26 protein-coding genes are annotated in these 23,912 nt (G+C 44.4%); 10 read left to right on the top strand and 16 right to left on the bottom strand.

Annotated elements, in window-relative coordinates:
• Positions 1–89: 89 nt before the first annotated feature.
• From ACFGVR_RS11780 to ACFGVR_RS11760, 5 genes are read left to right on the top strand one after another with little or no spacing between them, the layout of a single operon-like run.
• Positions 90–428, top strand: coding sequence for a PadR family transcriptional regulator (locus ACFGVR_RS11780; protein ID WP_448703023.1), 339 nt, complete (start codon positions 90–92; stop codon positions 426–428).
• Complete coding sequence (locus tag ACFGVR_RS11775; RefSeq protein ID WP_448703022.1) at positions 425–1,105, top strand: hypothetical protein; 681 nt, start codon at positions 425–427, stop codon at positions 1,103–1,105. Before ACFGVR_RS11780 ends, ACFGVR_RS11775 begins: the two co-directional genes overlap by 4 nt.
• Positions 1,102–1,797 carry a hypothetical protein gene (locus ACFGVR_RS11770; RefSeq protein ID WP_448703021.1) on the top strand — a complete coding sequence of 232 codons (696 nt, stop codon included), beginning with the start codon at positions 1,102–1,104 and terminating at the stop codon, positions 1,795–1,797. Before ACFGVR_RS11775 ends, ACFGVR_RS11770 begins: the two co-directional genes overlap by 4 nt.
• Entirely contained in the window at positions 1,794–2,444 is a 651-nt protein-coding gene (locus tag ACFGVR_RS11765; protein ID WP_448703020.1) for a hypothetical protein, read from the top strand. The genes ACFGVR_RS11770 and ACFGVR_RS11765 overlap by 4 nt, the downstream gene beginning before the upstream one ends.
• A 27-nt stretch (positions 2,445–2,471) precedes the next feature.
• The gene (locus tag ACFGVR_RS11760) at positions 2,472–3,131 is read left to right on the top strand and encodes a hypothetical protein (protein ID WP_448703019.1); all 660 of its coding nucleotides are present in this window, start codon (positions 2,472–2,474) and stop codon (positions 3,129–3,131) included.
• A 7-nt stretch (positions 3,132–3,138) separates the two neighbouring features.
• Here ACFGVR_RS11760 and ACFGVR_RS11755 read toward each other — a convergent pair whose 3' ends face one another.
• The 6 genes from ACFGVR_RS11755 to gyrB form a co-directional block, all read right to left on the bottom strand.
• Positions 3,139–3,849 (bottom strand): glycine-rich domain-containing protein, encoded by a 711-nt coding sequence (locus tag ACFGVR_RS11755; RefSeq protein ID WP_448703018.1) that lies wholly within the window; start codon positions 3,847–3,849, stop codon positions 3,139–3,141.
• Positions 3,850–3,922: 73 nt separating this feature from the next.
• Positions 3,923–4,348 carry an aspartyl protease family protein gene (locus ACFGVR_RS11750; protein ID WP_448703017.1) on the bottom strand — a complete coding sequence of 142 codons (426 nt, stop codon included), beginning with the start codon at positions 4,346–4,348 and terminating at the stop codon, positions 3,923–3,925.
• A 400-nt stretch (positions 4,349–4,748) separates the two neighbouring features.
• Entirely contained in the window at positions 4,749–5,687 is a 939-nt protein-coding gene (mdh, locus tag ACFGVR_RS11745) for a malate dehydrogenase (RefSeq protein ID WP_448703016.1), read from the bottom strand.
• Between the two features lie 374 nt (positions 5,688–6,061).
• Positions 6,062–6,760: a hypothetical protein gene (locus tag ACFGVR_RS11740; protein WP_448703015.1), complete on the bottom strand. Its 699-nt coding sequence runs from the start codon at positions 6,758–6,760 to the stop codon at positions 6,062–6,064.
• Between the two features lie 142 nt (positions 6,761–6,902).
• On the bottom strand, positions 6,903–7,613 hold the full coding sequence (locus ACFGVR_RS11735; protein WP_448703014.1) for a hypothetical protein: 711 nt from the start codon (positions 7,611–7,613) through the stop codon (positions 6,903–6,905).
• 311 nt (positions 7,614–7,924) lie between these two features.
• The gene (gene gyrB, locus ACFGVR_RS11730; protein WP_448703013.1) at positions 7,925–9,925 is read right to left on the bottom strand and encodes a DNA topoisomerase (ATP-hydrolyzing) subunit B; all 2,001 of its coding nucleotides are present in this window, start codon (positions 9,923–9,925) and stop codon (positions 7,925–7,927) included.
• Positions 9,926–10,188: 263 nt separating this feature from the next.
• On the opposite strand from gyrB, the gene ACFGVR_RS11725 reads away from it, so the two are divergent.
• The 4 genes from ACFGVR_RS11725 to ACFGVR_RS11710 all read left to right on the top strand — a co-directional run bounded on the left by ACFGVR_RS11725 (position 10,189) and on the right by ACFGVR_RS11710 (position 13,195).
• Positions 10,189–10,785 carry an OmpH family outer membrane protein gene (locus ACFGVR_RS11725; RefSeq protein WP_448703012.1) on the top strand — a complete coding sequence of 199 codons (597 nt, stop codon included), beginning with the start codon at positions 10,189–10,191 and terminating at the stop codon, positions 10,783–10,785.
• 88 nt (positions 10,786–10,873) lie between these two features.
• A complete protein-coding gene (locus ACFGVR_RS11720) occupies positions 10,874–11,347 on the top strand; it encodes a nucleoside deaminase (protein WP_448703011.1) in 474 nt (157 codons plus the stop codon).
• 441 nt (positions 11,348–11,788) lie between these two features.
• Entirely contained in the window at positions 11,789–12,511 is a 723-nt protein-coding gene (locus ACFGVR_RS11715; protein ID WP_448703010.1) for a Type 1 glutamine amidotransferase-like domain-containing protein, read from the top strand.
• Between the two features lie 120 nt (positions 12,512–12,631).
• Entirely contained in the window at positions 12,632–13,195 is a 564-nt protein-coding gene (locus ACFGVR_RS11710; RefSeq protein ID WP_448703009.1) for a hypothetical protein, read from the top strand.
• Positions 13,196–13,360: 165 nt separating this feature from the next.
• Here the strand turns inward: ACFGVR_RS11710 and ACFGVR_RS11705 are convergent, their stop codons facing one another.
• The 5 genes from ACFGVR_RS11705 to ACFGVR_RS11685 form a co-directional block, all read right to left on the bottom strand.
• Positions 13,361–13,837: a hypothetical protein gene (locus ACFGVR_RS11705; RefSeq protein WP_448703008.1), complete on the bottom strand. Its 477-nt coding sequence runs from the start codon at positions 13,835–13,837 to the stop codon at positions 13,361–13,363.
• Entirely contained in the window at positions 13,834–14,301 is a 468-nt protein-coding gene (locus tag ACFGVR_RS11700; RefSeq protein WP_448703007.1) for a hypothetical protein, read from the bottom strand. The genes ACFGVR_RS11705 and ACFGVR_RS11700 overlap by 4 nt, the downstream gene beginning before the upstream one ends.
• Positions 14,302–14,563: 262 nt before the next feature.
• Positions 14,564–15,022, bottom strand: coding sequence for a hypothetical protein (locus tag ACFGVR_RS11695; protein ID WP_448703006.1), 459 nt, complete (start codon positions 15,020–15,022; stop codon positions 14,564–14,566).
• A complete protein-coding gene (locus ACFGVR_RS11690; protein WP_448703005.1) occupies positions 15,019–15,504 on the bottom strand; it encodes a hypothetical protein in 486 nt (161 codons plus the stop codon). The genes ACFGVR_RS11695 and ACFGVR_RS11690 overlap by 4 nt, the downstream gene beginning before the upstream one ends.
• A gap of 26 nt (positions 15,505–15,530) precedes the next feature.
• A complete protein-coding gene (locus tag ACFGVR_RS11685) occupies positions 15,531–17,117 on the bottom strand; it encodes a hypothetical protein (RefSeq protein ID WP_448703004.1) in 1,587 nt (528 codons plus the stop codon).
• Positions 17,118–17,506: 389 nt separating this feature from the next.
• Here ACFGVR_RS11685 and ACFGVR_RS11680 point away from each other — a divergent pair, with 389 nt between their 5' ends.
• Complete coding sequence (locus ACFGVR_RS11680) at positions 17,507–18,538, top strand: terminase small subunit (RefSeq protein ID WP_448703003.1); 1,032 nt, start codon at positions 17,507–17,509, stop codon at positions 18,536–18,538.
• Positions 18,539–18,822: 284 nt separating this feature from the next.
• Here the strand turns inward: ACFGVR_RS11680 and ACFGVR_RS11675 are convergent, their stop codons facing one another.
• The 5 genes from ACFGVR_RS11675 to ACFGVR_RS11655 form a co-directional block, all read right to left on the bottom strand.
• Entirely contained in the window at positions 18,823–20,037 is a 1,215-nt protein-coding gene (locus tag ACFGVR_RS11675; RefSeq protein WP_448703002.1) for an acyloxyacyl hydrolase, read from the bottom strand.
• A gap of 46 nt (positions 20,038–20,083) precedes the next feature.
• Positions 20,084–20,584, bottom strand: a complete 501-nt coding sequence (gene rfaE2 / locus ACFGVR_RS11670) for a D-glycero-beta-D-manno-heptose 1-phosphate adenylyltransferase (protein ID WP_448703001.1) — start codon at positions 20,582–20,584, stop codon at positions 20,084–20,086.
• A gap of 153 nt (positions 20,585–20,737) precedes the next feature.
• The gene (gene miaA, locus ACFGVR_RS11665; protein WP_448703000.1) at positions 20,738–21,661 is read right to left on the bottom strand and encodes a tRNA (adenosine(37)-N6)-dimethylallyltransferase MiaA; all 924 of its coding nucleotides are present in this window, start codon (positions 21,659–21,661) and stop codon (positions 20,738–20,740) included.
• Between the two features lie 87 nt (positions 21,662–21,748).
• A complete protein-coding gene (locus ACFGVR_RS11660) occupies positions 21,749–22,405 on the bottom strand; it encodes an IS1096 element passenger TnpR family protein (RefSeq protein WP_448702999.1) in 657 nt (218 codons plus the stop codon).
• A 34-nt stretch (positions 22,406–22,439) separates the two neighbouring features.
• Positions 22,440–23,858: a CCA tRNA nucleotidyltransferase gene (locus tag ACFGVR_RS11655; RefSeq protein ID WP_448702998.1), complete on the bottom strand. Its 1,419-nt coding sequence runs from the start codon at positions 23,856–23,858 to the stop codon at positions 22,440–22,442.
• Positions 23,859–23,912: the final 54 nt, after the last annotated feature.

Genomic DNA, 23,912 nt, shown 5'->3' with positions numbered 1-23,912 from the left:
ATTGGTTTAGATTGTGGTGAATTGTAATGGTTTAATATTTTATATACATAATTTTGTTATGTATATAAATTTATTATACCTTTACCGGCATGAGCACAAACCCGATGCTGAAAGGCACTATCCAAACTATCATCCTGAAGCTTTTGGAGGATAATGAGCAGATGTACGGTTATGAGATCACCCAAAAGGTGAAAGAGATAACGGCCGGCGAGATCAAACTGACCGAAGGCGCCTTATACCCTGCCCTGCATAAACTGGAAGCCGAAGGTTTACTGGAAACAACATCAGAAATTGTTGACGGGCGCGCCCGCAAATACTACCGGTTAACCGAAGAGGGCGGCCATGAGGTAACCAGCAAGGTAAACGAAGCAGAGGCATTTATCAGTCAGTTACAGGCATTGTTGAATTTAAAACCGGCCATATCATGAAACTGAACCAAGAGCAATTAAAACTTGTACAACAGTTGGTGAACAATGACGTGAAGTTTAGCGAAACTTATATTGAAGTTTATGACCATGTGCTCACGGCTTTTGAAAATCATCAGGCCGTAACCGATATCGAAGCAACTTATAACCGTATCATCAGGCAGGACTTTGGCGGCCCGAAAGGTTTATTGCATGTAGAGGAAAGTTATAACCACGCATTTTCGGCACAGGTAAACCGGGCCAAATGGGTAGCGTTCAGCTCGTTTTTTAAATGGCCCTTATTGCCTGGTACCGTGGCGGTAGCCTTAATTGTATTTTATATCGCTTATATACTGCAATATCAGGAATACGCCTTGCCGTTAATTTCAGGATTGATATTTGGCCCTGTTGGGGCAATGCTGGCCAATGTATTTAAGTTGAAAGAAAAGGGGCCCGCTGCAAAAAGAAGTATTAAGCAACGCACTTTTTATATCCTGTCGATATCTATGTTCGCTATTTATAGCTTAATTCTTATCGCGGGCAGCTATGTAATTTTTGTTGTGTATCATTATAGGTTGATAAATGATCTTTCGCTATCGTTTCCGGTAATTATAACGGCTTCTTTTGTTTGTTGTAATGTGTATACTATTGCAGTAACCAAGGTTTACCATACCCAATTTAAAATACTCACCAGCAAATGAAACTGAACGAAGAACAAATGGCAAGTATAAGCGTACTGGTAAACAACGAGGTTAAATACCGGGAAACTTATAGCGAAGTTTACGACCATATACTAACCGCACTTGAAGCACGGACAACATTGCCCGACCTGCAAAAAGCTTACAGCGAAATATTAGAAGAGGATTTTGGCGGCCACCCTGGTTTAGAAAAACTGGAAAGCTTTCGCGAACGGGCGTTTAAGCGGAGCATCAGCAGCAGGCGGCTAAACTTTTTTGTGCGGGCAATTAAATGGCCGGGGATATTGGTCACCCTGCCTTTAGCAGTGTTTGTATATTACAATGCGGCCCATCATTTACTGATACTACCTATATTATTCGCTATTGTTAGTGCGGTCATGCTGCCGATGCTGACCCTGACCGCCGGGAACTTTATAATGGGCTGGCAAAACTACCGTGGCATAAAAAGCAAAGCATCTATCAGGGATGATGGAATTAATGCGATGGCTGACCATATTTTTACACTGATCGTAAGAATTATGGCTTTTACATTTATTACAGGTGGATTGGTTACATTTTTGGGATTTAAAGTAGTACCGTTTCCACCAGGATCGGCACCGATAATATACACAGCTACTTTTATGTTTTGTGTACTAAACGCAGCTGCCTTTTTTTCAATCTATTATCAGGAATTAAAAAAACCGGCCATATTATGAAACTGAACGAAGAACAACTGGCCGACCTGCAACGGGAACTTAACTATGCCGTGAAATACCGGGAGACTTATGATGAACTGTACGACCATGTCCTGACCGGGATAGAGGCTTACGATGGGCAGCCGGCAGACCCAACATTGATGGCCAAACAGATCATCAAAAACGAATTTGGCGGCTACGAGGCATTGAAACGAATGGAAGAAGACCGTGTAAAGCTGGTGAACCGTGCCATGCGCAAAAAGCACGGACAAAATATGAGGGAGTTTTTTAATTTCCCGATGGCTGTATTGACCATTGCCGTTACCGTTGCTGCCTATTTTATAGCGCGTACCCCCCATGGCCGCGAAGCACTATTGATATTTACGATGTTTAGCGCCATTACACCCATAATGTTTTTATTTTATAAAAAAGCCGCGAAAAGATACCGCGAATGGCACACGGATAATTATCAAAAGCAATCGCTTAAAGACAATTATATTTTTATAGCCGCTATTTTGGCCAACAGTATGTTTAACGTACTGAACATGAGCCTTAAACATTTACCAATAAATGCCCCGTTAGCCATGTGTATTTTTGTACTTTATATGGTATATGTGCTGTCGTTTTTTAAGCTGTACCGGCAAGAGTTCAGAATGCAGCTGACCTGATGATCGTTAAACCTTAACCACAGTTAAATGAAACTTACAGAACAAGAAACAGAGGCAGTTAATATCCGGCTAAAAAGATACCGGAAGTTATACGGTGAGGTATTTAACGAACTGTATGACCATATTTTGTCGCTAATTGAGGCGCGGCGTGAGCAGGGTGATGACCGGCATATCATCATCTTATTACATGAGGTTATCGACCGGGATTTTGAGGGCGACAAGGGTTTGCACCGCATAGCTCTCCGCGGATTTATGCGCTACAGCGACGGGTTATGGGATGAGCTATGGGTAGTTTTAAAACAAAACCGCATTCCGTTTTTGATCTTAACCATACTCATTTTATCAGCAGGTTATTTTGTGCCTTACTCTATACAATTGAATATGGTATTAATTGCTGCCTGCCTTATTTCGGCGTGCGTGCCTTTAGGTTACCTTATCTACCGGAAGGGGATCAAAGGTGCTTTTGATAAGACTTCGATAAAATCCAGTACCGTAGGTTCATTCAGTATGTCTCCTGTAGTTTTTTTTTACGTTCTATTTGGTTATTTTTATGTAATTGGGCCGCTTATTGACGGGCATACCCACGAATGTCCGATGTGGGTATCGGGTATTTTGCTGCTTTGCCTGGTGACTTATGCGGTAAGCTATATCAAATTTTACGAACAGAAGTTTACAACAGTGGTTTAATTTTAACTTAGGTTTGGTTATAGTAAATAATAGCCTTACCGTTACCACCGGCTGCCCCTGGTACATGCTGTATAGGGTTTAAGCCATCCTGCCAGTCGTGGCCGCCGCCCCCACCGCCACCGGGCGAGATGCCGTTAAGGGCGCCCCATCTGTACAAAGGTTTGCTTGAGTAAATAGCAGTTGCCGTATTGGTTTGTATAATGGAGAATGCGCCGGTTCCCCTGGTATCCTGTGAGTTGGCACCGTTACCGCCCTGGCCGCATTTATAGGTAGTGTTATTGAGCGTTGGGGTTACATACAAGTACGACAGATCGTCCATTGGTTTACCGAACTGGCCGGTTAGCCCCCAGCCCGCGCCCAGGCCGTTGCCAATAGTAAAACCACCTGCATTGTTGGTTCCGTTAGGTGCGCCGCCAATGGCGGTAAGGTTTAGCAGAACAGTATTACCCCCGGGCGCCGCAAAATTACCGGTAGTGCTTGTACCGCCCATGCCCCCTGCGCCTATGGCAATGGTAAGTACAGTGCCGGGATTTACTTTAATGGTACCGTGTAAGTATCCGCCACCCTGGCCACCGCCCAAAGGGCCACCACCACCGCCGCCGGCCCACAGATCAACAGCTATCAGGGTAACGCCGGCGGGCACCGTCCAAAATGTGCCGTTGCTGGGCTGATCAAATGAGATGCTCCTGTTAAAAAGATTATCATACGAATGTGGCATATCTATCTGTTTTTAAGAAGTTTAATATACCAACTTCTTATTAAATAACAAATAATATATTAAGTTAACCTGTTTAGGTGTTTAGCGTGAGCGAGCCATTTCCGTAATCAATTACGGCGCGATACTTCACCAAAATATCGCCGCCCAAAACGCCCAGCACCAAAGGTTTGTTGAGCTGTGTATAGGCCAGGTTAATGGTAGAAAGATCGAGCACAGCCACTTCAAAATCGGGGATGTGGAGCGGACCGACATGCAGATCGTGCAGGCGGAGCGTAAATGAGGCCATACTGCTGGTGCCCAAACCGGTTGACAGCTTATCGGTTTCCATAAAAACAGCCGCATCATTGGTTTGCTGCAGCATGGTTTTGTCGAACGCGGTTTTTGAGGCACCGGTATCTAATACTACCAAAAAGGGTTTGCCAAAAACAACAACTTCCACCAGTGGGTGGAAGCCGTCGTCTTCTAAGTTTATAATTTGTAGTGGGATGGTAATCGTCAAGATCTTTAAAAATGTGGTTGTTGCTTTTAAGTTGGTTATTGATTTGGGCGTTGCCTGCGGCCCGCGCTATCCGTTACAAGTCCTCGCCGCTGATAGAAGCGGCTCCGGGCTTTTCACTGCTATCGCTAACGCAGCCCCCTGCAATAACCCAGTAACTCAATAACTCACGTTGCTGGTGTTGCGTGACTTATCTTTTGATTTTTTAAATTTAATAAAGGCACTTACGATTAAAACAAAGCCCATTAACTGCATGAGATCCTTATAAACGCTTTGATATTCTGGAAACCAATTTGGTATTACCATTAGCACAATGCCAACAAGTAAGCTTGATTTATTGTGTATTTTCATCTTAGACAGGACTACTCTTTAATCGGCGTTGTTGTTGTTATCCAGCAACTACCTATATAAAATTACTATCCTTCAACACCTGGTTCATATTCCTAACCGCATCGGCGCTTTTGTTAAACTCGGCCTGTTCGGCATCGCTTAGTTTAAAGTCGACGATCTTTTCCCAACCCGATTTACCCAACACTACAGGTACTACCAGCGAAATATCTTTCTGGCCGTACTCGCCATCCAGGGCTACACCGCATGAGATGAGTTTCTTTTCGTCGCGCACAATGCTTTCGACCATGGCAGCAGTACCTGCACCCGGCGCATACCATGCCGAGGTACCGATCAGTTTAGTTAAAGTAGCACCGCCAACCATAGTTGCTGCAACAATTTTTTCCTGCTGCTCCTGGCTCAGCAGTTGCGTTACCGGGATACTGTTCCAGGTGGCGTGTTTGATGAGCGGGATCATGGTGGTATCGCCGTGACCGCCTATCACTACGGCATTGAGGTCGGCAGGTGAGCAGCCCAGCTCCTGGCTAAGGTAATATTTAAAGCGGGCCGAATCGAGCGCGCCGCCCATACCGATGATCTTGTTTTTGGCAAGTCCCGACGTTTTGAATGTCAGGTAATTCATGGTATCCATCGGGTTTGATACCACGATGATGATGGTGTTGGGCGAGTATTTTACAATATTTTCGGTTACACTTTTAACAATACCGGCATTGGTGCCGATGAGTTCTTCGCGGGTCATGCCGGGTTTGCGGGGCAGGCCCGAGGTAATGATGACCACTTCGCTATCCGCTGTAGCGGCATAATCGTTGGTAACACCGGTAACTTTGGTATCAAAGCCCAGGTACGAGGCAGTTTGCATCATGTCGATAGCCTTGCCTTCGGCAAAACCTTCGCGGATGTCTAACAAGATCAATTCTTCGGCTAATTCGCGGCGGGCAATGTTATCGGCACAGGTTGCACCAACAGCACCGGCACCAATTACTGTTATTTTCATGTGTGGTTGTAATTTAGATGGTTATTGATTATTGCCCTAATGTAGTAAAACGCCTTTTATTATGAAATAGTTATTGGTTATTTTGTTATTGGTTAGGGTAAAAAATCAGAACCGCAGATTTTACCTGATTTTTATGATTTCGCTGATGGATAAAGTACGAACAGATCTTTAAGTTAAGTGTCAAGCTTAGTGATGATCTTTAGGCGAAAGTATAAACGGTGAGGTATGACAGTTGTTTTGGGGGCGTTCCCTGCGGGCCGGGCTATGCGCTCATACTACACAAGGCCTTAGCCACGGGCCGGTATCCGCTCCTATCCCTAACGCGACTATTGGGTAAAGTGCCGTCGCTGGACATTTAATCAAACTAACTGACACTACATTTGCTTGCGCGGGAAATTGTTGAGTGTAAATATATTGGGGTTGAGTTTTTCTTCCTTAACATTGATGGCCTCATACTGTATGTTCATCAGTATTTTGCTGTCGTTTGGTAAGTACATTTTGTATTGATATTTAAGGCAATATGATCCTGAGGAATCAATAGCCTGGTTAAAATAGCCGTATTTAAAGTTGCTCAGGTTTTTTTTATCAACAGGTAAATATCCTTTCGAAAAAATGTAATCGTGCTCCACATAATAAGGCCGGGATGCCCCGGTATATTTTATCAATACCGACACCTGATCGCATTTACGCCCGAGCACTGCCTGGGGGTATGGTGTAACCTTGAGTTCGGCAAGCTCCATATCCGGATTTTTTGTTATATCATACCAGTATAAAGTATCAACATGGGGTTGGATACTATAAAAACGGTCGTCGTTTACCTGGTATATTTCTTTTTTGGGCGCAACGGAACTGTCGCCCGAATGTATCCTTAAGATATTGCCATGCGAATAATAAACTCTGAGCGTATCGCTGTAAGGTGTCTTTCCGCTATCGCGCCAGGTTGAATACGTGGTTTTAAAAGTGATCACACCTTCAAATTCTTTTACAGGAACCTGGGTTTTATTGGCCGAATTGCAAGCCGAAAACGCGATGACCAGCAGCCATGCTATACAGGCATAAATAATTTTGTTCATTATAATAAGGTATCTGCATAAAGCTACAAACAATAACGCGACGTACAAAATTGGTTATTGGATTAATGGTTATTGGTTATTGGGTTAATGGTTATTAGTTATTGGGTTATTGGTTAATGCCCGGATCTGAAAACCACCAAATTCAGAGTTTAATTTCTTTGAGCGGTAATGAGCGATCGGGGTTAAAGATACCGGGGTCAACCTTTTGCTCTTTTACCTCTATTGCTTCATACTGTTTGGTGTACAATATTTTGTCGCTGGTTTTATAATGTAAAACGTATTTAAATCCCAAATAAAAGCACCCGGATTCATTGATGAACTTATCGAAAAACCCAACTTTATACCAGTTAAGATGGTTTTTGTCTATTTGAAGATAATTCCTGGAGAAGGTATAGGTATTTTCAGTAAGGTAGGTCAGGCTATCATGCCGGGTCTTAATATTAAGGTAAACATCTTCGCACTGATGCCCAAGTATCGTTTTTTCACTTTTTGCAACGTCCATCTTTGATAATTGCATATCGGCAGCTGGTGCAGCATTTGCCCAATACAAAGTATCAGTACCAAACCTTGTACCATAATATTTACGTTCACTAAACAGAAATATCTCTTTCTTTAATGTCGAAGGATTATTGGCGGAATTTATTTTGGCCAAATTACCATGCGAATAGTACACCCGTAAGGTATCGGTGCTGGCAGCGGCATTATCACTGTCTTTCCATGAAGTAAATTTTGTTTTATAGGTTATTACTCCTTCAAATTCTTTTACGGGCTGCTGGGTTTTATTGGCCGAATTACAAGCACACAACATGATGAGCAGCAGCCATGCTATATAAGCATAAATGATTTTGTTCATTATAATTATAATAAGGTATGTACATAAAACTACAAACAATAACACGACGTACAAAATTGGTTATTGCGTTATTGGTTAATGCCGGGCCAGTGGTAGTGTTATGTTGTCAATTGGCTTTGGGCGTTGCCTACAGCCCGGGCTATCCGTTACAAGTCCTCATTCGCTGATAGAAGCTCATTCCGGGCTTTCCACTCCTATCCCTAACGCGGCCCCTACTCCATCCACAGGCCATTCGGGATGATATTGGCATCTTCGTAAACAACAAAACCCCGCAAATGCAGGGTTTTGTCTGTCTAAATATCTCACAAGCCTTATACGTCGATACGCGCGTAACGGGCGTTTTTCTCGATGAAATCGCGGCGGGGAGCTACTTCATCACCCATTAGCATGCTGAATGTATGATCACACTCGGCGGCGTTTTCAATAGTTACGCGGCGCAGGGTACGGGTTTCGGGGTTCATGGTGGTATCCCACAACTGGTGGTCGTTCATCTCACCTAAACCTTTGTAACGCTGTATGTGTACGCTATCTTCTTTACCGGCACCTTTAAGGCGTTGTACGGCAAGGTCGCGCTGGTCTTCTGTCCAGCAATATTCCTGCTCTTTGCCTTTTTTAACCAGGTACAGCGGCGGGGCGGCAATGTATACGTAACCGCTTTCAACCAGCTCTTTCATATAACGGAAGAAGAAAGTGAGGATCAGCGTGGTAATGTGCGATCCGTCGACGTCGGCATCCGTCATGATGATGATCTTGTGGTAACGCAGTTTATCGAGGTTTAAAGCTTTGGCGTCATCAACTGTGCCGATGCTTACGCCCAGAGCGGTAAACATATTCTTGATCTCTTCGTTTTCGTAAATTTTGTGCTCCATGGCTTTCTCCACGTTGAGGATCTTACCACGTAAGGGTAAAATAGCCTGGTAATCGCGGTTACGGCCTTGTTTGGCGGTACCACCCGCAGAGTCACCTTCGACCAGGTACAGTTCGCAAACTGCAGGATCACTGTTGGCGCAATCGGCCAGTTTGCCGGGTAAGCCCGAACCGCCCATTACGTTTTTACGCTGCACCATTTCGCGGGCCTTGCGCGCCGCTGCACGTGCCTGTGCGGCAATAATTACTTTGCCTACAATCAGCTTGGCTTCTTTAGGGTTTTCTTCTAAAAAGTTACCTAAAATTTCGCCAACGGCCATATCAACGGCACCCATTACCTCGTTGTTGCCCAGCTTGCTTTTGGTTTGACCCTCAAACTGCGGCTCCTGCACTTTTACCGATATAATAGCGGTTAAGCCTTCGCGGAAGTCATCGCCGGTAATTTCAACTTTGTTGTTTTTAAGCAAGCCTTCTTTATCGGCGTAAGCTTTTAAAGTACGGGTTAAACCACGACGGAAACCGGCTACGTGTGTACCGCCCTCAATGGTATTAATGTTGTTTACGTAGCTGTGTACGTTTTCGCTGTAGGTATCGTTGTACTGAAAAGCCAGCTCAACCGGGATACCGTTTTTGATACCATCCAGGTAAATTGGCTCGGGGATGATGGCCGTACGGGTACCATCAAGGTAGGTTACAAACTCGCGCAGGCCGCCTTCCGAATAAAAAGTTTCGGTTAAGAAGCTGCCGTCTTCTTCCGGCATACGCTCGTCGGATAAGGTCAGTTTGATGCCTTTATTAAGGTAAGCCAGTTCGCGTAAGCGGCCGGCCAGTGTTTCGTATTTGTACTCAGTGGTAAGCTGGAAAATTTCCGGATCGGGCTGAAAGGTTTGGGTAGTACCGGTATGATCCGATACGCCGATCTCTTTCACATCGAACAAAGGCTTACCTTTTTCGTACTCCTGGGTAAAGATCTTGCCTTCGCGGTAAACCAGGGTTTTCATGTGGGTTGACAGCGCGTTAACGCAACTTACACCCACACCGTGCAAACCACCCGATACTTTATAGGTATCTTTATCGAACTTGCCGCCGGCGTGCAGCACGGTCATTACAATTTCGAGGGCCGATTTATTTTCTTTTTTGTTGATGCCTGTAGGGATACCGCGGCCGTTATCGATAACGGTGATGGAGTTACCTTTGTGAATGATAACATTGATGGTATCGCAATGGCCGGCTAAAGCCTCATCGATGGAGTTATCTACCACCTCATAAACCAGGTGGTGTAAACCTTTTGAGCCGGTATCGCCGATGTACATCGACGGACGCTTGCGCACCGCCTCTAAACCTTCTAAAACCTGTATGTTATCCGCATTATAATTGGATCTGTCAACCGTTTCTTCGTTATTATTTACTTGTTCTTCGTTATTATCTTCGATTTCTTCGCTCATAATTTGTATAAATTCAACAACCTCCAAATTTACGAAAAAAGGGTGACATTAAGGCCATTGTGGATAAAATAGTGAGTTGTGCATAGTGGGTATTGCGATATGCGTATTGCGTATTGAGATAATAAAAGTAGTTAGTTAGTTCAGATTTCAAAACCTGAAATCGCAATATGCATATCGCATATCGCAATACGCAAATCTAAAATTCAAAACATTAGGATACTTGGTGCGAAAGTTTATCTTTGTCAAAATTTTCAGTTTTCAAGATGACCAAATTAGTTTCAAATTTTACCAAATTAGCTGTGGCAGTGGCCATTGCAGCTACTGTTACCGCATGTAACAACCAACCTAAAACCGACACCAAAGCAAGCGCTCCGGCTGTAGCTACACCAGAGAAAGCCGAAGTAGTATATGTTAACCAGGACACCTTGCTAAGCAAATACGATTACGCTAAAGATATGCGCAGCCGTTTGGAAGCTAAAGGTAAAACTGCACAGGCTGACCTGCAAAGCAAAGGCGAGGCTTTTCAGCGGGAGTATATCGACTATCAAAAAACTGCCGGCACTTTAAGCGCCGACCAGCGTGCCGCTACCGAGCAACGTTTGCAACGCAAAAACCAGGAGCTGCAGGCTTATAAAGAAAACGCTACCGCACAATTTCAGAACGACCAGGCTGGCGAAGGCAACAAGCTGTATGATAAAATTGCCGATTTTACTAAAGCTTATGCTAAAGAAAAAGGCTACAAACTGGTGCTTACCTTTAGCAAAGCTAACCCAACCGTATTGTACGGCGACCCAAGCTTAGACGTTACTGCCGACGTAATTAAACGCCTGAACGACGCTTACGCTAAAGAGAAAAAATAAGCTCGACCAAGAGTTTTAAATATTAATTTTGAAACCTTCCTGATTAAACCGGGAAGGTTTTTTATTTTAGAGGTTCAAATTATAACAAATGGATAACCACGAGAAGTTTATGCGGATAGCGATAGAGCTATCTGAATATAATGTGAAGCAAGGACAAGGCGGCCCGTTTGGTGCTGTTGTTGTGAAGGACGGGATGATCATTGCGCGCAGTGGCAACCGCGTTGTGCCTACCAACGACCCTACCGCGCACGCCGAAGTATCGGCCATACGGATAGCCTGCCAGGAGCTGGAAACTTTTAACCTGGAAGGCTGCGTTATTTACACCAGCTGCGAGCCCTGCCCGATGTGCCTGAGCGCTATTTACTGGGCACGCATTGATACCATTTACTACGCCAACGATAAAACCGACGCGGCCAAAATTGGCTTTGACGACCAGTTTATTTACGATGAAATTGCCTGCGAAATGAAGGACCGCAAAATACCACACACGCAATTACTGCGCGATGAGGCCCAGGGCGCTTTTAAGCTTTGGGAAACATCGGAAACGAAAACGGAGTATTAGCCCCCTAACCCCCTAAAGGGGGAACATCAATTCAAGATTTTTTAAGCCGTGAACTTGTTTGCGGCTTTTTTTGTTTGTTGGAGGGTTTGAAAGTTTTAACGTTTCTATTATTTCGGACGTTCAATTTCAAGTGTTCGAAAGATTAGATTTTCATCAAAACTCCTTCCTTGGGGAAGGGTGCGGATGTCTGTGAAGTGGCGGGAAGGGGTTATTTTGCGGGTGTGCATATTCGATAAACCCCTCCCTCCACCCTCCCAAGGGAGGGAATCGCGCGATGCCTCCGCTTTTTTAACGGAGGGTAATCTGGAAACTTCGGACAGCGGAGGTGTAGCTAAAACTGCAGATTTTTGGCGGCTCATTGATCGCGGTGACGTGTTTGGCCCTTGGATATGTCGCATTTGCACCCTAACAGTCAGCAAGTTATTGCTGATATTTGGAACTATGAAACTTCTACTTACTTCGGGCGGCATTAGCAATGCCAGCATCCGCAATGCACTGGTTTACCTGTTGGACAAACCCATCGAAGAGGCGAATGCGCTTTTTGTGCCCACGGGTATCTATCCCTTTCGCGGGGGGCCCAATTATGCCTGGCAGGCCATCCAGGGGAAGCTGGGGTCGCCATTTGCGCAATTGGGGTGGAAGTCGGTAGGGTTACTGGAACTTACCGCACTTGCCAGCATCGATAAAGAGATCTGGCAGCCGGCTATCCGGGAAACGGATGCGCTACTGGTTTGGGGCGGCGACCCTTTGTATTTAGCGTACTGGATGCAAACATCGGGACTGACGGAACTGATGCCAACATTGCCCAGCAAGCTGGTGTATGTGGGCGTGAGCGCGGGAAGCATGGCCGTAAGCAAGTTGTTTGGCGAAACGTATTCGGGCACGCAAGGCGGCACCCGTAACGCACTCACAACCGAGGAGGTGGTTTGGGGTGATCTAAAGTGTACCTTCCAAACGGCGCACGGGGCAGGGCTGGTGGATTTTGCTTTGATACCGCACCTGGAGCATAAAGAACACCGGGAAGCTTCGATGGCCAATGCTGAGCGATGGGCCAAAAAGCTGAGCGTACCGGTGTACGCGATAGATGATCAGACGGCTATTAAAGTGGTTAACGGTAATGTTGAGGTGATCACGGAAGGGCAATGGAAGTTATTTACGCCCTGACCGGCAAACCAAGCCTGGTGAAGCCCCCTAACCCCCTAAAGGGGGAACATAAATTCAAGATTTTTTGAGCCGTGAACTTTGTTTGCGGCTTTTTTTATATTTATAGCCAACCTAAGCATCATGAAGTATTTGCCTTACGAGAATTTTTACATCGTTACCACGCTTAAGCCCGACGAGGTACAGGAGCGGCTGGGGCTGAATGTTACCACACTTAAGCCTGACGAAGTGCAGGAGCGTTGGGGGCAGAATGTGCAGGCCGTGTGGGGTTTTAGTTTTAACAACGCGTTTTCGCAATCGTACAACACTCCTTTTTCGGGCTATGTTGTAAACGGCACTTTTGAGTTTACACGTAATATCAATTACTATAATCCGTTTTTGCCGCTCATTAAGGGTACGACCGAAGCCTGTACCAATGGCAGCCGGGTACATGTAAAAATGCGTTTGCACCTGTTTGTGATGATATTTATATGCCTTTGGCTTGGTGCGACAGGGCTATTCGGCATCCCTATTTTTATCATCTGCCTTATTCACCTCAATTTGGCAACACCTGCCCTGATCCCTTTTGGCATGTTCATATTCGGCAGTGTGGTGGTAACTGCGAGTTTTAAATACGAGAGTGGTATTGCCAAAGGTATGTTGCTTGAGATATTGGGTGGTAGGATTGAAGAAAGCTTGGCGGTTTAAGGCACAAGTAGCCTTTGCGCGCTTGCCTTACCCGACATACTTGCGCCAGTTGGGGGTTGCAAAAGTGAGGTAATGTAGTCAGGAGACTACATGCATTGTGGTCCGAAGTTATAAACTTCGGACAGCGGAGGTTTAAAGATTTTGGAGGTTAAAGCAATTACATTTTCAATGCTTTTTTGTTTTTTTAAGTGTATCTGCTTTTATCGTATCGAAGTCAATAATAGTGTCCTTTCTATATTCTTGCAAAAAGACTTCGGTTTTTACATATCCATTTTTAAATGCTTCGACAAAATATATAACGTATTTGTTTACAAGTTCATCAAAAGTGTATTTTTTAGATAGACTAATTAATGCCGGGAGGCTAATGAAATTTGTCTTTTTATATATTTCACCACTGATATTTATTCTCCGTGTTGTATCACATCGAAATGTTGGCATTTCACCAGATTTTAAACATGGACAATTGATAGTATAGTATTTTCTTGTCTGTTCAAAATCAGTTGTGATCATTCTATCTTTAACTGGTGTGTGCGCGATATCTAAAAAGTAATACAGGGTATCGTATTTGGCCTTTGATTGCGCATAGGTTTTGCTAAACGCTATGCCCATAACAAAAACCAATATAGCTATTGTTGTTTTCAAGGTTTTTTTTGGGGTTTATAATCCGGTATAATTTCGTAGTCCCCATCTGATCGTCTCGGTTTTTGAGGTGGCACTATTCCAACCCTATGCATTGTATATTTTCGCCCATTGGCTTCAATTAAAAAAATATTTTTTTTAATTGAAAAGCCTTTATCTGTAAATGATTTAGCGGTCTGTATTAGATTTACGAGATTGATTTGCTTTATTAATTTAAGTTGGTTTGCAGTAATAGTTTGTCCTGGATCATCTTCTTTGTAAAGAAATGTTGGATTTTGACCATACTGCATACAAGGGCAAAGTATTGTAAAATACTTAAATGGGTGTTCAATGCCAATATCCCACATATTTGCATTTTTAGGAATTTTGCTTGTATCTAACAAATAATATACAGAATCTATTTTTTGGGAATACGCTTTTAACGATATCATCAAAGAAAACATCAATAGTAATAGTAATTTTTTCATTCTTATTTTAATTACATCCCGTTGTTGGTAATTTATTAGCTGAATTTAACTGTGACTTCCAAAACTTGTCTATCGTTGTATCCGCAATACCATACCTGACCTTCGCCCTATTATAAAATGCATTTAAGCTGTCCTTTTGAGCCTGAGTACCATCACTTGCATTATCTAAATTTCGGACAGCGGGGGGACTTACTTAAATACCACAAGCGGGACACTTTCGATATCGGCGAATCATAAAACCACGAAAATAATATTTTCCCCCTTAAGGCTTTTTCGGGCGGGATGTACCGTAATCGCCTTGTAATGGTTCCCTTCCGGGCATATATAGAACGCGCCTCACTACATAGTTTTGTGCTGCCGGTTCAATAAAAAACACATCATAATTATCATTAAAAGTTGCATTGTCATGCGTCTTTACCAATTCAATTAAATGTGTAATTTGGATAAATTTTAACGTTTTGAATGTCGCTTTATTAATATTGGTCGCCTTGTTACTATTAGATGAGAATAACGGCATATTGCCATATGCTAAGCACGCACATTGTATGCTGTAATTTACATAAGTGTTTTTCCCCAAAGTCTCTCTGACAATCCGTATCATTCTGTCGTTAGGTGCAGTATGAACCGTGTCGAATAAATAATATATTGTATCTTTTTTTTGTGAATATGCGGTAATTGAACAGAGCATAAAAAAGCCGACAACGCATAATATTTTTTTCATTGGGGTTTTCTTTTTTTTGATGTATCGGCAGGCATTGTTATGTAATCAATAGTTGTTCTCGTATTTTCTTCTTGTAAAAACGCTTCGTTTTTAGTGAACCCTTTTTTTGAAGGTTGAATAAAATAGATAACATATCTTTTCATAAGTTCATTAAAATCGTTCTTTTTAACTATATCAATAAGTTGTGGCAAACTCACGAAACGGAACTTTTTGTAACTGGCGTAGCTTATGGCCGTTCTTCTCGTTGTATCACATCGAAATACTGGCTTGCGATTTAATTTTAAGCAAGGGCAATTAATCGTATAAAACTTTCCCATCATTTCAGAATCAACTGTGATCATGCGATCCTTAACTGGAATACGGCTCAGGTCAAAAAAATAATATAGCGTATCATAAGTTGATTTACGCTGGGCAATAACATTCCCTGTGTTTAAATATAGAGCTGCTATCAGTAAAATGATTTTGATTGGATTTTTTATCATATTAAATTTATATTATTTTTAATCATCTAATTACAACCGGAAGCAGGTAGTTTAGTTGCTGCACTTGTATTGTTTTGTGCATTTAGAAAACTAGTCAAATCCGACTCGCTGATATTATACTTTGCTTTCAAACTATCATATTCGGTTTGCAACAATTGAACTTCGGTTGCATAATTTGGATCGGAACCAGTATTAACTCCCGGATTGTTTAATCCCGTCAACATTGCCATTTCGTATTCCTTTGCAGTATGTTTATTATTGTCCCATTTTGCTAATATTGCTATTGCGCTGTTAAAATAATAATCCATCATGGCGTAATGATCTGCAAAGTTATTTGGTAAGCCTTTAATTAAATACCAACTATTCAAATCACTCATCCATGAATCGCCATAACCTAAGTTGTATCCGGCATAAACTATGTTATAATTTATAACTGCATGTATTGTTTCATGTATTACAACACTTGTTATTAAAAGTTGAGAAGAATTTTGAAGCATCCTTGTATTTAGTGTAATTACAGAACTTGCTGCTGCATTTTTAGCCGTATCACGTCCAGTTAGTCCATATAAAGTTGAGTCAGTGCCATTTGATCCGTGTTTATTCCAGTCCATTATTGAATCCCTAAACGTCAAGTTTGGTTTGACAGGAGTGTTAAATCCAGCGACTAAGTTTGCATATCCCGGTATCTTCAACAAGCTATCAATAATTAACTTAGTTGCACAAGGGAAATGTGCTTTCAGACTGTCTTCCCTAATCTGCAATGGTATTGAGGCGCTGTTGCTACCGCCGCCACCGCCGTCGGGCGGCGGGAAGCCTGAGCCACCACCACCGCTACCACCGTCGGGGTTATGGTCGGCAGGGGTACCGCTGCCATCATCGGCACATGTAGTACCCAAAAACACTGAAAGTATGTATGCATCATTAACATAATAATCGGCATACCAGTCTGTACAAACAAATGCCTCGGTCTTTAAACCGCCACCGATGCCTTGTACGTTAAGCCTGTTAGATATAGCTGTACCGGTGCTTAGTGTATGTACAATTTTGCCGCTTTTATATTGCCAGCCTTTTATGAGCTTGCCCGTTGGCGTGCTGTATAATAAGGTGCCGCTAAAATCGGCGTCCCTTTTTTGATAGGTATTACGTGCAAGTTTACTGTAATCGTTTTTAATATAGCCGGGGTCGGCAATTACCGTCATAATAAAGGCGCTATAAGTGCCGCCATGGTTTAAAATCAAAAATGAGCTGCGGCTCAAACTGTTGGTATTATAATGAGGTTCTTGTCCGGGTATATCGCCAACATCAATCCGTTGCGAAGAGTCGATGGGCATTTCAATAACATCGCTACTGAGGCGGGTATACGTTTTGGCATAGTCCCAGCCGGGTTTTATCAGCCGGTAAAGTGCAGTGGTTTGACCTGCACTTACAACAACGTTAGTCCCCGTGCTTGTGGGGTAAGCGCCCTGATACCAGGCTTTTGCCAGTTGAACCTGCTCATTTGTTGAAACTTCGCGGTAAGCATCCTTTTTACAACCACATATTAAAAGCAAAAAGAATAAGGGCAATGTAATACTTAAGCTGGTCTGTAATTTAGTTGTGTAGTATTTTTTCATCGATATAATTTCAGCAACCGCAATATAACAATTATTATTTAATATATTAATATACATACTGGTAGAAAACGAAATTAAAAAGCGTTATTTTATTCTGTATGTTGAGTAGAACTTCTTTATCGGGCTCCGTAGCCATCGGGATGACCAAGATCGTCACACAGTGACGTGCGGAGAAAACAAACAGAATGCTTGCAACCATCCGGTCAAAATGGATTCTGGTTAGAATGGTTCTGCTATAGACTGGCATATAGCAGAAAGATCTCTCTTTGAGTCAAAATGACAAATTTTACAGTTTTGTAATAAATAAAACTTGACTTATTTGATTTAATTGCGTATATTTAAGATTTTACATTACATAAGTAATAATTTAAACTTAAATAAACCAACCAATGAACACAACAGAGACGATACCGGACCATTACCGGTTAACGCATCAGCAGCAGCGCTTTTGCGATGAGTATTTGACCCATTTTAATGCTTTTAAAGCTGCCGTGAACAGCGGCTATAGTGAGAACACGAGCCGAAAAGGCGCTTTGCTGCATGTGCCTAAAATTCAGTATTATTTAAAGCAAGCCATGAACCGCCGGAGCCAGCGGCTGGAGATCACGCATGATATGATACTGCGGGAACTTTCAAAAATTGCTTTTAGCAATATGGGTAATTACTACGATGAATATGCTTGTTTGAAACGGATGAATGAGCTAACCGTTGACGAAAAGGCGGCTATTAGTTTTTATGATATTACCGAAGTGCAGGATGGCGAGGGTTACCGCGTGGGGATGCAGAGCCGCATTAAGCTGCATAATAAAATGAGTGCGCTGGATAAGATAGCACGTCATTTGGATTTTTACGGGACTTTGGGGGTGAAGAAGAATCAAGAGCCAAGAATCAAGAGTCAAGACGAAGTGGCAGCGGCAGTTGCAGTGGCAGGTGGGTTTGAGGAGGAAGAAGACGGTTTGTTGGTGAGGACACCAACAAAGGCGGCGGGCGGAAAAGAAGAAGTGGCTGCGGCAGTAGCAGTTGTGGATAGGAGTATTAACAATTTGCCGATGGATTACCCGGTGGAGGATTTTGAGCTGGAGGGGATCGATCTGAAAACTTTAATGGCTTTGGAGGATATGAATATTAGTCCGGGGCGGCAGCGGGAAAGTCTGGAGTCGGAAGTCGAGAGTGTGGGGTGGGGAACGGGGAGTGATGAAAAGCTTGAAAATATTCTTACAATTTCCCCCCCTCCTCAATTATTGAATGATAGAATGATTGATGGATTGAATGTGGAAGACAGGTTTGTTGACGGGTTTGCGTTAGGGATTGCAGCGGATACCGGCCCTTCGACGAGCTCAGGGCAGGCTCCTGCGGCGGGCTCGGGGCAGGCCGTGGCTAAGGCCTCCCGATGGGGTATCGGGACAGGTTGTGCAGTATGAGCGTAAAGCCCGGGCCGGAGGCAACGCCCTTTTTATAATGATTGATTTATTGAATGATTGATTTATTGAATGGAAAAGTATTGTATTGCCGCTCTGTATAGTATAGAGATTGCTTTACCGAAACAAGTTCGGCACAGGCTGTACCTCGCAATGACGCGTGGCGAGGCCCTGTATATCCGTTCTGTATGATGGGGTGCTGAAACAAGTTCAGCATGACTGGTTTTTTATCTGCACATCTTCCATCTTACCTTTTCCATCTTCCATCTTACCTCATCCATCTTCCATCAATTATCTACCGTGGCCTTTCGGAGGCGGAAGACGAGTCCGAAGTTGGCGAAATCGGCCTGGGTGCGGTGGAGGTATTGTTTGGCTTCGAGGGCTACCCATGGTGTAAGGTAGTAGCGGGCGCCAAAGCTCCAGTAAAAATCGGGTGGTTCGTAGCCTTTTTGGTTGGTAGGCACAAAATAATGATAGTGAATATAATGGCCAAAATTAACGGGCAGCGACAGTTTGCCCAGCCACAGTTCGGCGCCAATGCTTGCGCCAACGCGGATCTTATCGAACGAGCTGCCCAGCTCCTGGTAGGTGGCGTAAAAGTGGTGAATATTGCTCACGCTATCGAGGGTGCGGTAATAGTAATCGGCATCGATACCGGCGCGGAGGCTTAAAACAGGGTTAAGGCGATAGTTATAGCCTACATACAGGCCCGATTGATACAGATCGGAAGTAGCCGTTCTTTGATAAGCGACATTTTCGGGGTAACCAGCCGGATCCAGTCCGCCGCCGGTTTGCACCAGGCCGCGCCTGCCTATGCCCACCCCTATCTCGAACGAGTGTTTGGCGTAATGCTTAAACTGCTTTTGAGCCGTAGGCGGCGCCTGGGCACTGATATCGTGATCGATACCTAAAGAAAAGTTAACGGAGTTGATACCATCGTTAGGATTTTTAAAGGCTGCGTTGGAGTAATGGTACAGATCCAATCCGCCAACCAGCCTGGTTGAACTGCCTATCGGCGTAAGCACTTTGGCCCCTATTTGGGCGGTAAAGTTGATATGGCTGCCCACCAATACATTGCGGGCATCGGTATAATAAGTTTGGGTGGCATAGCCGAAACCAAAGCCGGGCACCAGTAAAAATTCGGTACGGCCGGCTTTTGCCAGCACAATATCAAGGCGGCTAACCGCACCGATATAATCGCCTAAAAAACCGGTGGTGTTTGTTTTTTTGGTGAGATACACCTGCCCCATATTACGGTATGACAGGGCGATGCTTACATCGCGGATATTGAGCATCCGCACCCAATCGGCCTTGTTATCGGCCATATTGATATGGTAAACGCCTTCGAGCCCGTAAGGTTTGCCGCCTAAGGTATTGCCTTCGGCGCTAAAGATACTTAAGCCGGTAAAGGCCGAAAGCTCGAGACTGTTTTTATTGCTTTGCGCACATGCCGTACCCAGCAGCGCGAACAGGAACAGGGCTAATAAGTAGTTTTTTATCATATTGGTTGATATAACGCAAAAAATGGCCGCTAAGTTTTAACGGTTGTTATTTGGCATCCCTGATGCGGTTAATGATGCCTGTTGATGAATAGCCATCTACAAAATCGATCACCTTAACCTCGCCCCCGGCGGCCAGTACTTCGGGCGCACCCACGATCTGATCGATGGTATAATCGCCGCCCTTAACCAAAATATCGGGCAATAAGGTGGTGATGGGTACAATGGGGGTATCCTCTTCAAACAGTACCACGGCATCGATAAAAAAGATAGCGGCCAGCATTACTGAGCGGCTGTGTTCGGCATTAACGGGACGGGTTGGCCCTTTTAACCTTTTGGTTGAGGCATCAGAGTTTAGGCCGATGATGAGCTTATCGCCCAGATCGGCAGCCGCGGCCAGGTACGATAAATGGCCGATATGCAGCAGATCGAACACGCCATTGGTAAAAACCACCTTGCGGCCCTCGGATTTCCATTGCTGCCTTTTGGCGGATAGCTGCTGCAGCGTGAATAGTTTGTTATCCAATATTTGTTGAGCGGGTGTTTTCATTTAGGCAAAGATAGAATAGTTTTCACCTCACCCCAATTCTCAAAATTTGCTTAGAAAATCTCTGTTGCCCCTGTGTAAGCTCTCTGTGAACTTTGTGGTTAATTTTACCACAGAGGGCACAAAGAGAAGATCACAAAGTACACAGCGCCATCTTTAGGATAAGGCTTCAATATGGCTAATGATCTCCCCCATTTGCCCCGGCTCAAACCAGGCCATACCGGCATCGCGCCTGAACCAGGTGACCTGCCTTTTGGCAAAACGGCGGGTGTTTTGTTTAATGAGGGCTATGGCTGTAGCCAGATCGGTTTCGCCATCCAGGTAGTCGAACAGCTCGGTGTAACCAACGGTATTGAGTGCGTTGTATCCCCGGAAGGGTAAAAGTGAGGTTACCTCGTCAAGCAGGCCTTGTTCCATCATCAGGTCAACACGCTGGTTAATGCGATCATATAACACCTCGCGCGGCAGGTTAAGGGCTATTTTAACGATGTTGAAGTTGCGCGGCCGTGCAGTAGCGGTACGAAAGGATGAGAACGGCTGCCCGGTTTCGCGGATCACCTCGAGCGCACGGATCACCCGGTGCGGGTTGTTGATATCAACCTGGGCGTAATATACCGGATCGGCAGTTTTAAGCTCTTGCTGCAAAAAGGCCAGTCCCTGTTCTTCCAGCGTGGTATTGAGCTCGGCCCTGATAAATTTGTTGGTTGAGGGCAGATCGTCAAAGCCTTCGCAAATGGCCTTGATGTACAAACCCGAGCCGCCGGCCAATATGGCTTTATCATGGGCGGCAAATATCTGAGCTAAGGCTTCGAGGCCCTGCTGCTCAAAATCGCCAACGTTGTAATCTTCGGTAACGGTGTGCGAATTAACGAACCAGTGTTTGGCCTGCGCTAGCTCTTGCCGGGTAGGTTTGGCTGTGCCGATGCTCATTTCGCGGTAAAATTGCCTTGAATCGGCCGAAACGATATCCGTGCCATAATGCTTAGCCAGCTCAATAGCCAAAGCGGTTTTACCAACAGCAGTTGGCCCGGCAACAACGATGAGTGTTTTTGGGTTTATGGTTAATGGTTCATAGTTCATAGCTAAAAAGACTTAGTAAATCCTGCAAATATCAATTACAGTTTGTGAATGATGGCCATGAACCATGACCTATGAACCATTAACTACTCAATAATCGTCCTTATCGCTGCCCTCGTCGTAGTGATCGTTATCGGCAAACTCATCGCCAAACTCGTCTTCCTCGTCGTCTTCGCTTTCGTTATCGTCGTGGCCTTTGGTGGTATCGCTGTCCTCATCGGTATCCAGCACGCCTTCAAACTCGGCGGCATCTTCGGGCACGATCTCCATTTCATTTAAAAAGTCAAAATCGTCGCTTTCAACGGCACCCGATGTTGCCGCAGGGGTAAATACATTGCCAAATTGCTTTGGTGCTTCGCCGGTGCTTTTGGCCACATGCGGATAGGTAACTCCCGGCGCATCATCCAATATTTTGATCAGCTCGATATGAAAATCAAACGGACGGTCGAAATTAAAGGTATAGTAAAATTTTTGATGCGGATCGTCGATAAAGCTGCTCAGCTTGGATTTCTCCATCAGCGCAACGCCACGGTCAATTTTACGCTGACTGGGCATATAGGCAATTTCTTCACCTTTTATCCATTGGTCGTTACTGATGTAAAATGATGATGAATATTCCGGTTTGTAACCTGTAGACAAATGGATTGCCCTGTGCAGATCTTCAAACGTGTGGGTTGATTTGATATCAACCTCGCGTGTAACATCATCATAATCTTCAAAAGAAACCTTAAACCTGTAAACTGCCATTACTTATAGTAAATTTTTAGTCAAAAATAATATATTAATCTGATTTTCTGTTCGCCACAACTTTTAAGCCAATTTCTTCGCCTTTGGCAATTGTATATGCAATTGCCGCTTCGCGCTCGTTTAAAATATGGCCATCAAGTATGGCTTCGCGTATTTGTTTTTTAATAATACCTACTTCACGTCCTTCAGGGATGCCAAAAAGCTCCATAATGTCCAAACCTGTAACCGGTGGCTGCCAGTTACGTATACGGTCGCGCTCTTCCACCTGTTTCAGCTTTTGTTGTACCAGTTCAAAATTGTTGCGGTATTTTTTGATCTTGTACTCGTTTTTGGTGGTGATGTCTGCTTTACACAACAGCATCAGCGCCTCAATATCATCACCGGCTTCAAACAGTAAACGCCTCACCGCCGAATCCGTTATAATTTCCTGCGAAAGCACGATCGGGCGCAGGTGCAGCTGTACCAGCTTTTGCACAAACTTCATCTTCTCGTTAAGCGGCAGTTTGAGCTGCGCAAATATCCTGGGCACCATGCGGGCACCTCTGTCCTCATGGCCGTGGAACGTCCAGCCATGGTCGGGTTCAAAACGCTTGGTAGCAGGCTTGGCAATATCGTGTAATATGGCCGCCCAGCGCAACCAAAGGTCATCGGTGTTTTCGCTCAGGTTATCTAAAACCTGTAAAGTGTGGTAAAAGTTATCCTTGTGACCTTTGCCGTTGATCACCTCTACCCCGTACAGTGTTTGCATCTGCGGGAAGATGATCTTGAGCAAACTGGTATCAAATAAATGCTTAAAACCTATGCTTGGCTTTGGCGATAAAATGATCTTGTTCAGTTCGTCGGTTATGCGTTCCTGCGATACAATTTTGATCCTTTCGGCAGTGGCTTTGATCCCCGCAAGGGTAGGCTCGTCAATTTTAAAATCGAGCTGCGCTGCAAACCTGATGGCGCGCATCATGCGCAGCGGATCATCCGAAAAGGTCTCCTCGGGATTAAGCGGTGTGCGGATCAGCTTATCGGCAATATCCTGTATCCCGCCAAAGGGATCTATCAGTTCACCGTATTGCGATGGGTGCAAGGCTATAGCCAGGGCGTTAATGGTCAGGTCGCGGCGTTTCTGGTCGTCTTCCAGGGTACCATTCTCCACAATAGGCTTACGCGAATCGAGCCTGTACGATTCCTTCCTGGCGCCCACAAACTCGATCTCCAGGTCCTGGTACTTCAACATGGCCGTACCAAAGTTCTTAAATACCGATACTGGCACCTTCAGTTTGGCGGCAACAGCTTCCGCGAAAGCGATACCATTACCCAACACCACAATATCAATATCCTTGCTTGGCCGGTTAAGGTACAGATCGCGCACAAAACCACCTATGGCATAAGCATCAACGCCCTGCATTTCGGCTGTGGCCGATATCATTTTAAATACAGGATGCTGCAGATGTTGTATCATGGGTAAATACCCGGCGGTATTACCCCAGGTTTTTGTTGAGCGGCAAAGTTAAAC

The organism is Mucilaginibacter aureus (assembly GCF_053514885.1).
Note: the sequence above shows the minus strand (reverse complement) of the source record. Positions and strands in the feature narration are given on the sequence as shown.

Coding starts and splice junctions, on each gene's coding strand:
- ACFGVR_RS11780 (WP_448703023.1), top strand. CDS start 90: ATGAGCACAAACCCGATGCTGAAAGGCACTATCCAAACTATCATCCTG.
- ACFGVR_RS11775 (WP_448703022.1), top strand. CDS start 425: ATGAAACTGAACCAAGAGCAATTAAAACTTGTACAACAGTTGGTGAAC.
- ACFGVR_RS11770 (WP_448703021.1), top strand. CDS start 1,102: ATGAAACTGAACGAAGAACAAATGGCAAGTATAAGCGTACTGGTAAAC.
- ACFGVR_RS11765 (WP_448703020.1), top strand. CDS start 1,794: ATGAAACTGAACGAAGAACAACTGGCCGACCTGCAACGGGAACTTAAC.
- ACFGVR_RS11760 (WP_448703019.1), top strand. CDS start 2,472: ATGAAACTTACAGAACAAGAAACAGAGGCAGTTAATATCCGGCTAAAA.
- ACFGVR_RS11755 (WP_448703018.1), bottom strand. CDS start 3,849: ATGCCACATTCGTATGATAATCTTTTTAACAGGAGCATCTCATTTGAT.
- mdh (WP_448703016.1), bottom strand. CDS start 5,687: ATGAAAATAACAGTAATTGGTGCCGGTGCTGTTGGTGCAACCTGTGCC.
- ACFGVR_RS11740 (WP_448703015.1), bottom strand. CDS start 6,760: ATGAACAAAATTATTTATGCCTGTATAGCATGGCTGCTGGTCATCGCG.
- ACFGVR_RS11735 (WP_448703014.1), bottom strand. CDS start 7,613: ATGAACAAAATCATTTATGCTTATATAGCATGGCTGCTGCTCATCATG.
- gyrB (WP_448703013.1), bottom strand. CDS start 9,925: ATGAGCGAAGAAATCGAAGATAATAACGAAGAACAAGTAAATAATAAC.
- ACFGVR_RS11725 (WP_448703012.1), top strand. CDS start 10,189: ATGACCAAATTAGTTTCAAATTTTACCAAATTAGCTGTGGCAGTGGCC.
- ACFGVR_RS11720 (WP_448703011.1), top strand. CDS start 10,874: ATGGATAACCACGAGAAGTTTATGCGGATAGCGATAGAGCTATCTGAA.
- ACFGVR_RS11715 (WP_448703010.1), top strand. CDS start 11,789: ATGAAACTTCTACTTACTTCGGGCGGCATTAGCAATGCCAGCATCCGC.
- ACFGVR_RS11710 (WP_448703009.1), top strand. CDS start 12,632: ATGAAGTATTTGCCTTACGAGAATTTTTACATCGTTACCACGCTTAAG.
- ACFGVR_RS11700 (WP_448703007.1), bottom strand. CDS start 14,301: ATGAAAAAATTACTATTACTATTGATGTTTTCTTTGATGATATCGTTA.
- ACFGVR_RS11695 (WP_448703006.1), bottom strand. CDS start 15,022: ATGAAAAAAATATTATGCGTTGTCGGCTTTTTTATGCTCTGTTCAATT.
- ACFGVR_RS11690 (WP_448703005.1), bottom strand. CDS start 15,504: ATGATAAAAAATCCAATCAAAATCATTTTACTGATAGCAGCTCTATAT.
- ACFGVR_RS11685 (WP_448703004.1), bottom strand. CDS start 17,117: ATGAAAAAATACTACACAACTAAATTACAGACCAGCTTAAGTATTACA.
- ACFGVR_RS11680 (WP_448703003.1), top strand. CDS start 17,507: ATGAACACAACAGAGACGATACCGGACCATTACCGGTTAACGCATCAG.
- ACFGVR_RS11675 (WP_448703002.1), bottom strand. CDS start 20,037: ATGATAAAAAACTACTTATTAGCCCTGTTCCTGTTCGCGCTGCTGGGT.
- rfaE2 (WP_448703001.1), bottom strand. CDS start 20,584: ATGAAAACACCCGCTCAACAAATATTGGATAACAAACTATTCACGCTG.
- miaA (WP_448703000.1), bottom strand. CDS start 21,661: ATGAACTATGAACCATTAACCATAAACCCAAAAACACTCATCGTTGTT.
- ACFGVR_RS11660 (WP_448702999.1), bottom strand. CDS start 22,405: ATGGCAGTTTACAGGTTTAAGGTTTCTTTTGAAGATTATGATGATGTT.
- ACFGVR_RS11655 (WP_448702998.1), bottom strand. CDS start 23,858: ATGATACAACATCTGCAGCATCCTGTATTTAAAATGATATCGGCCACA.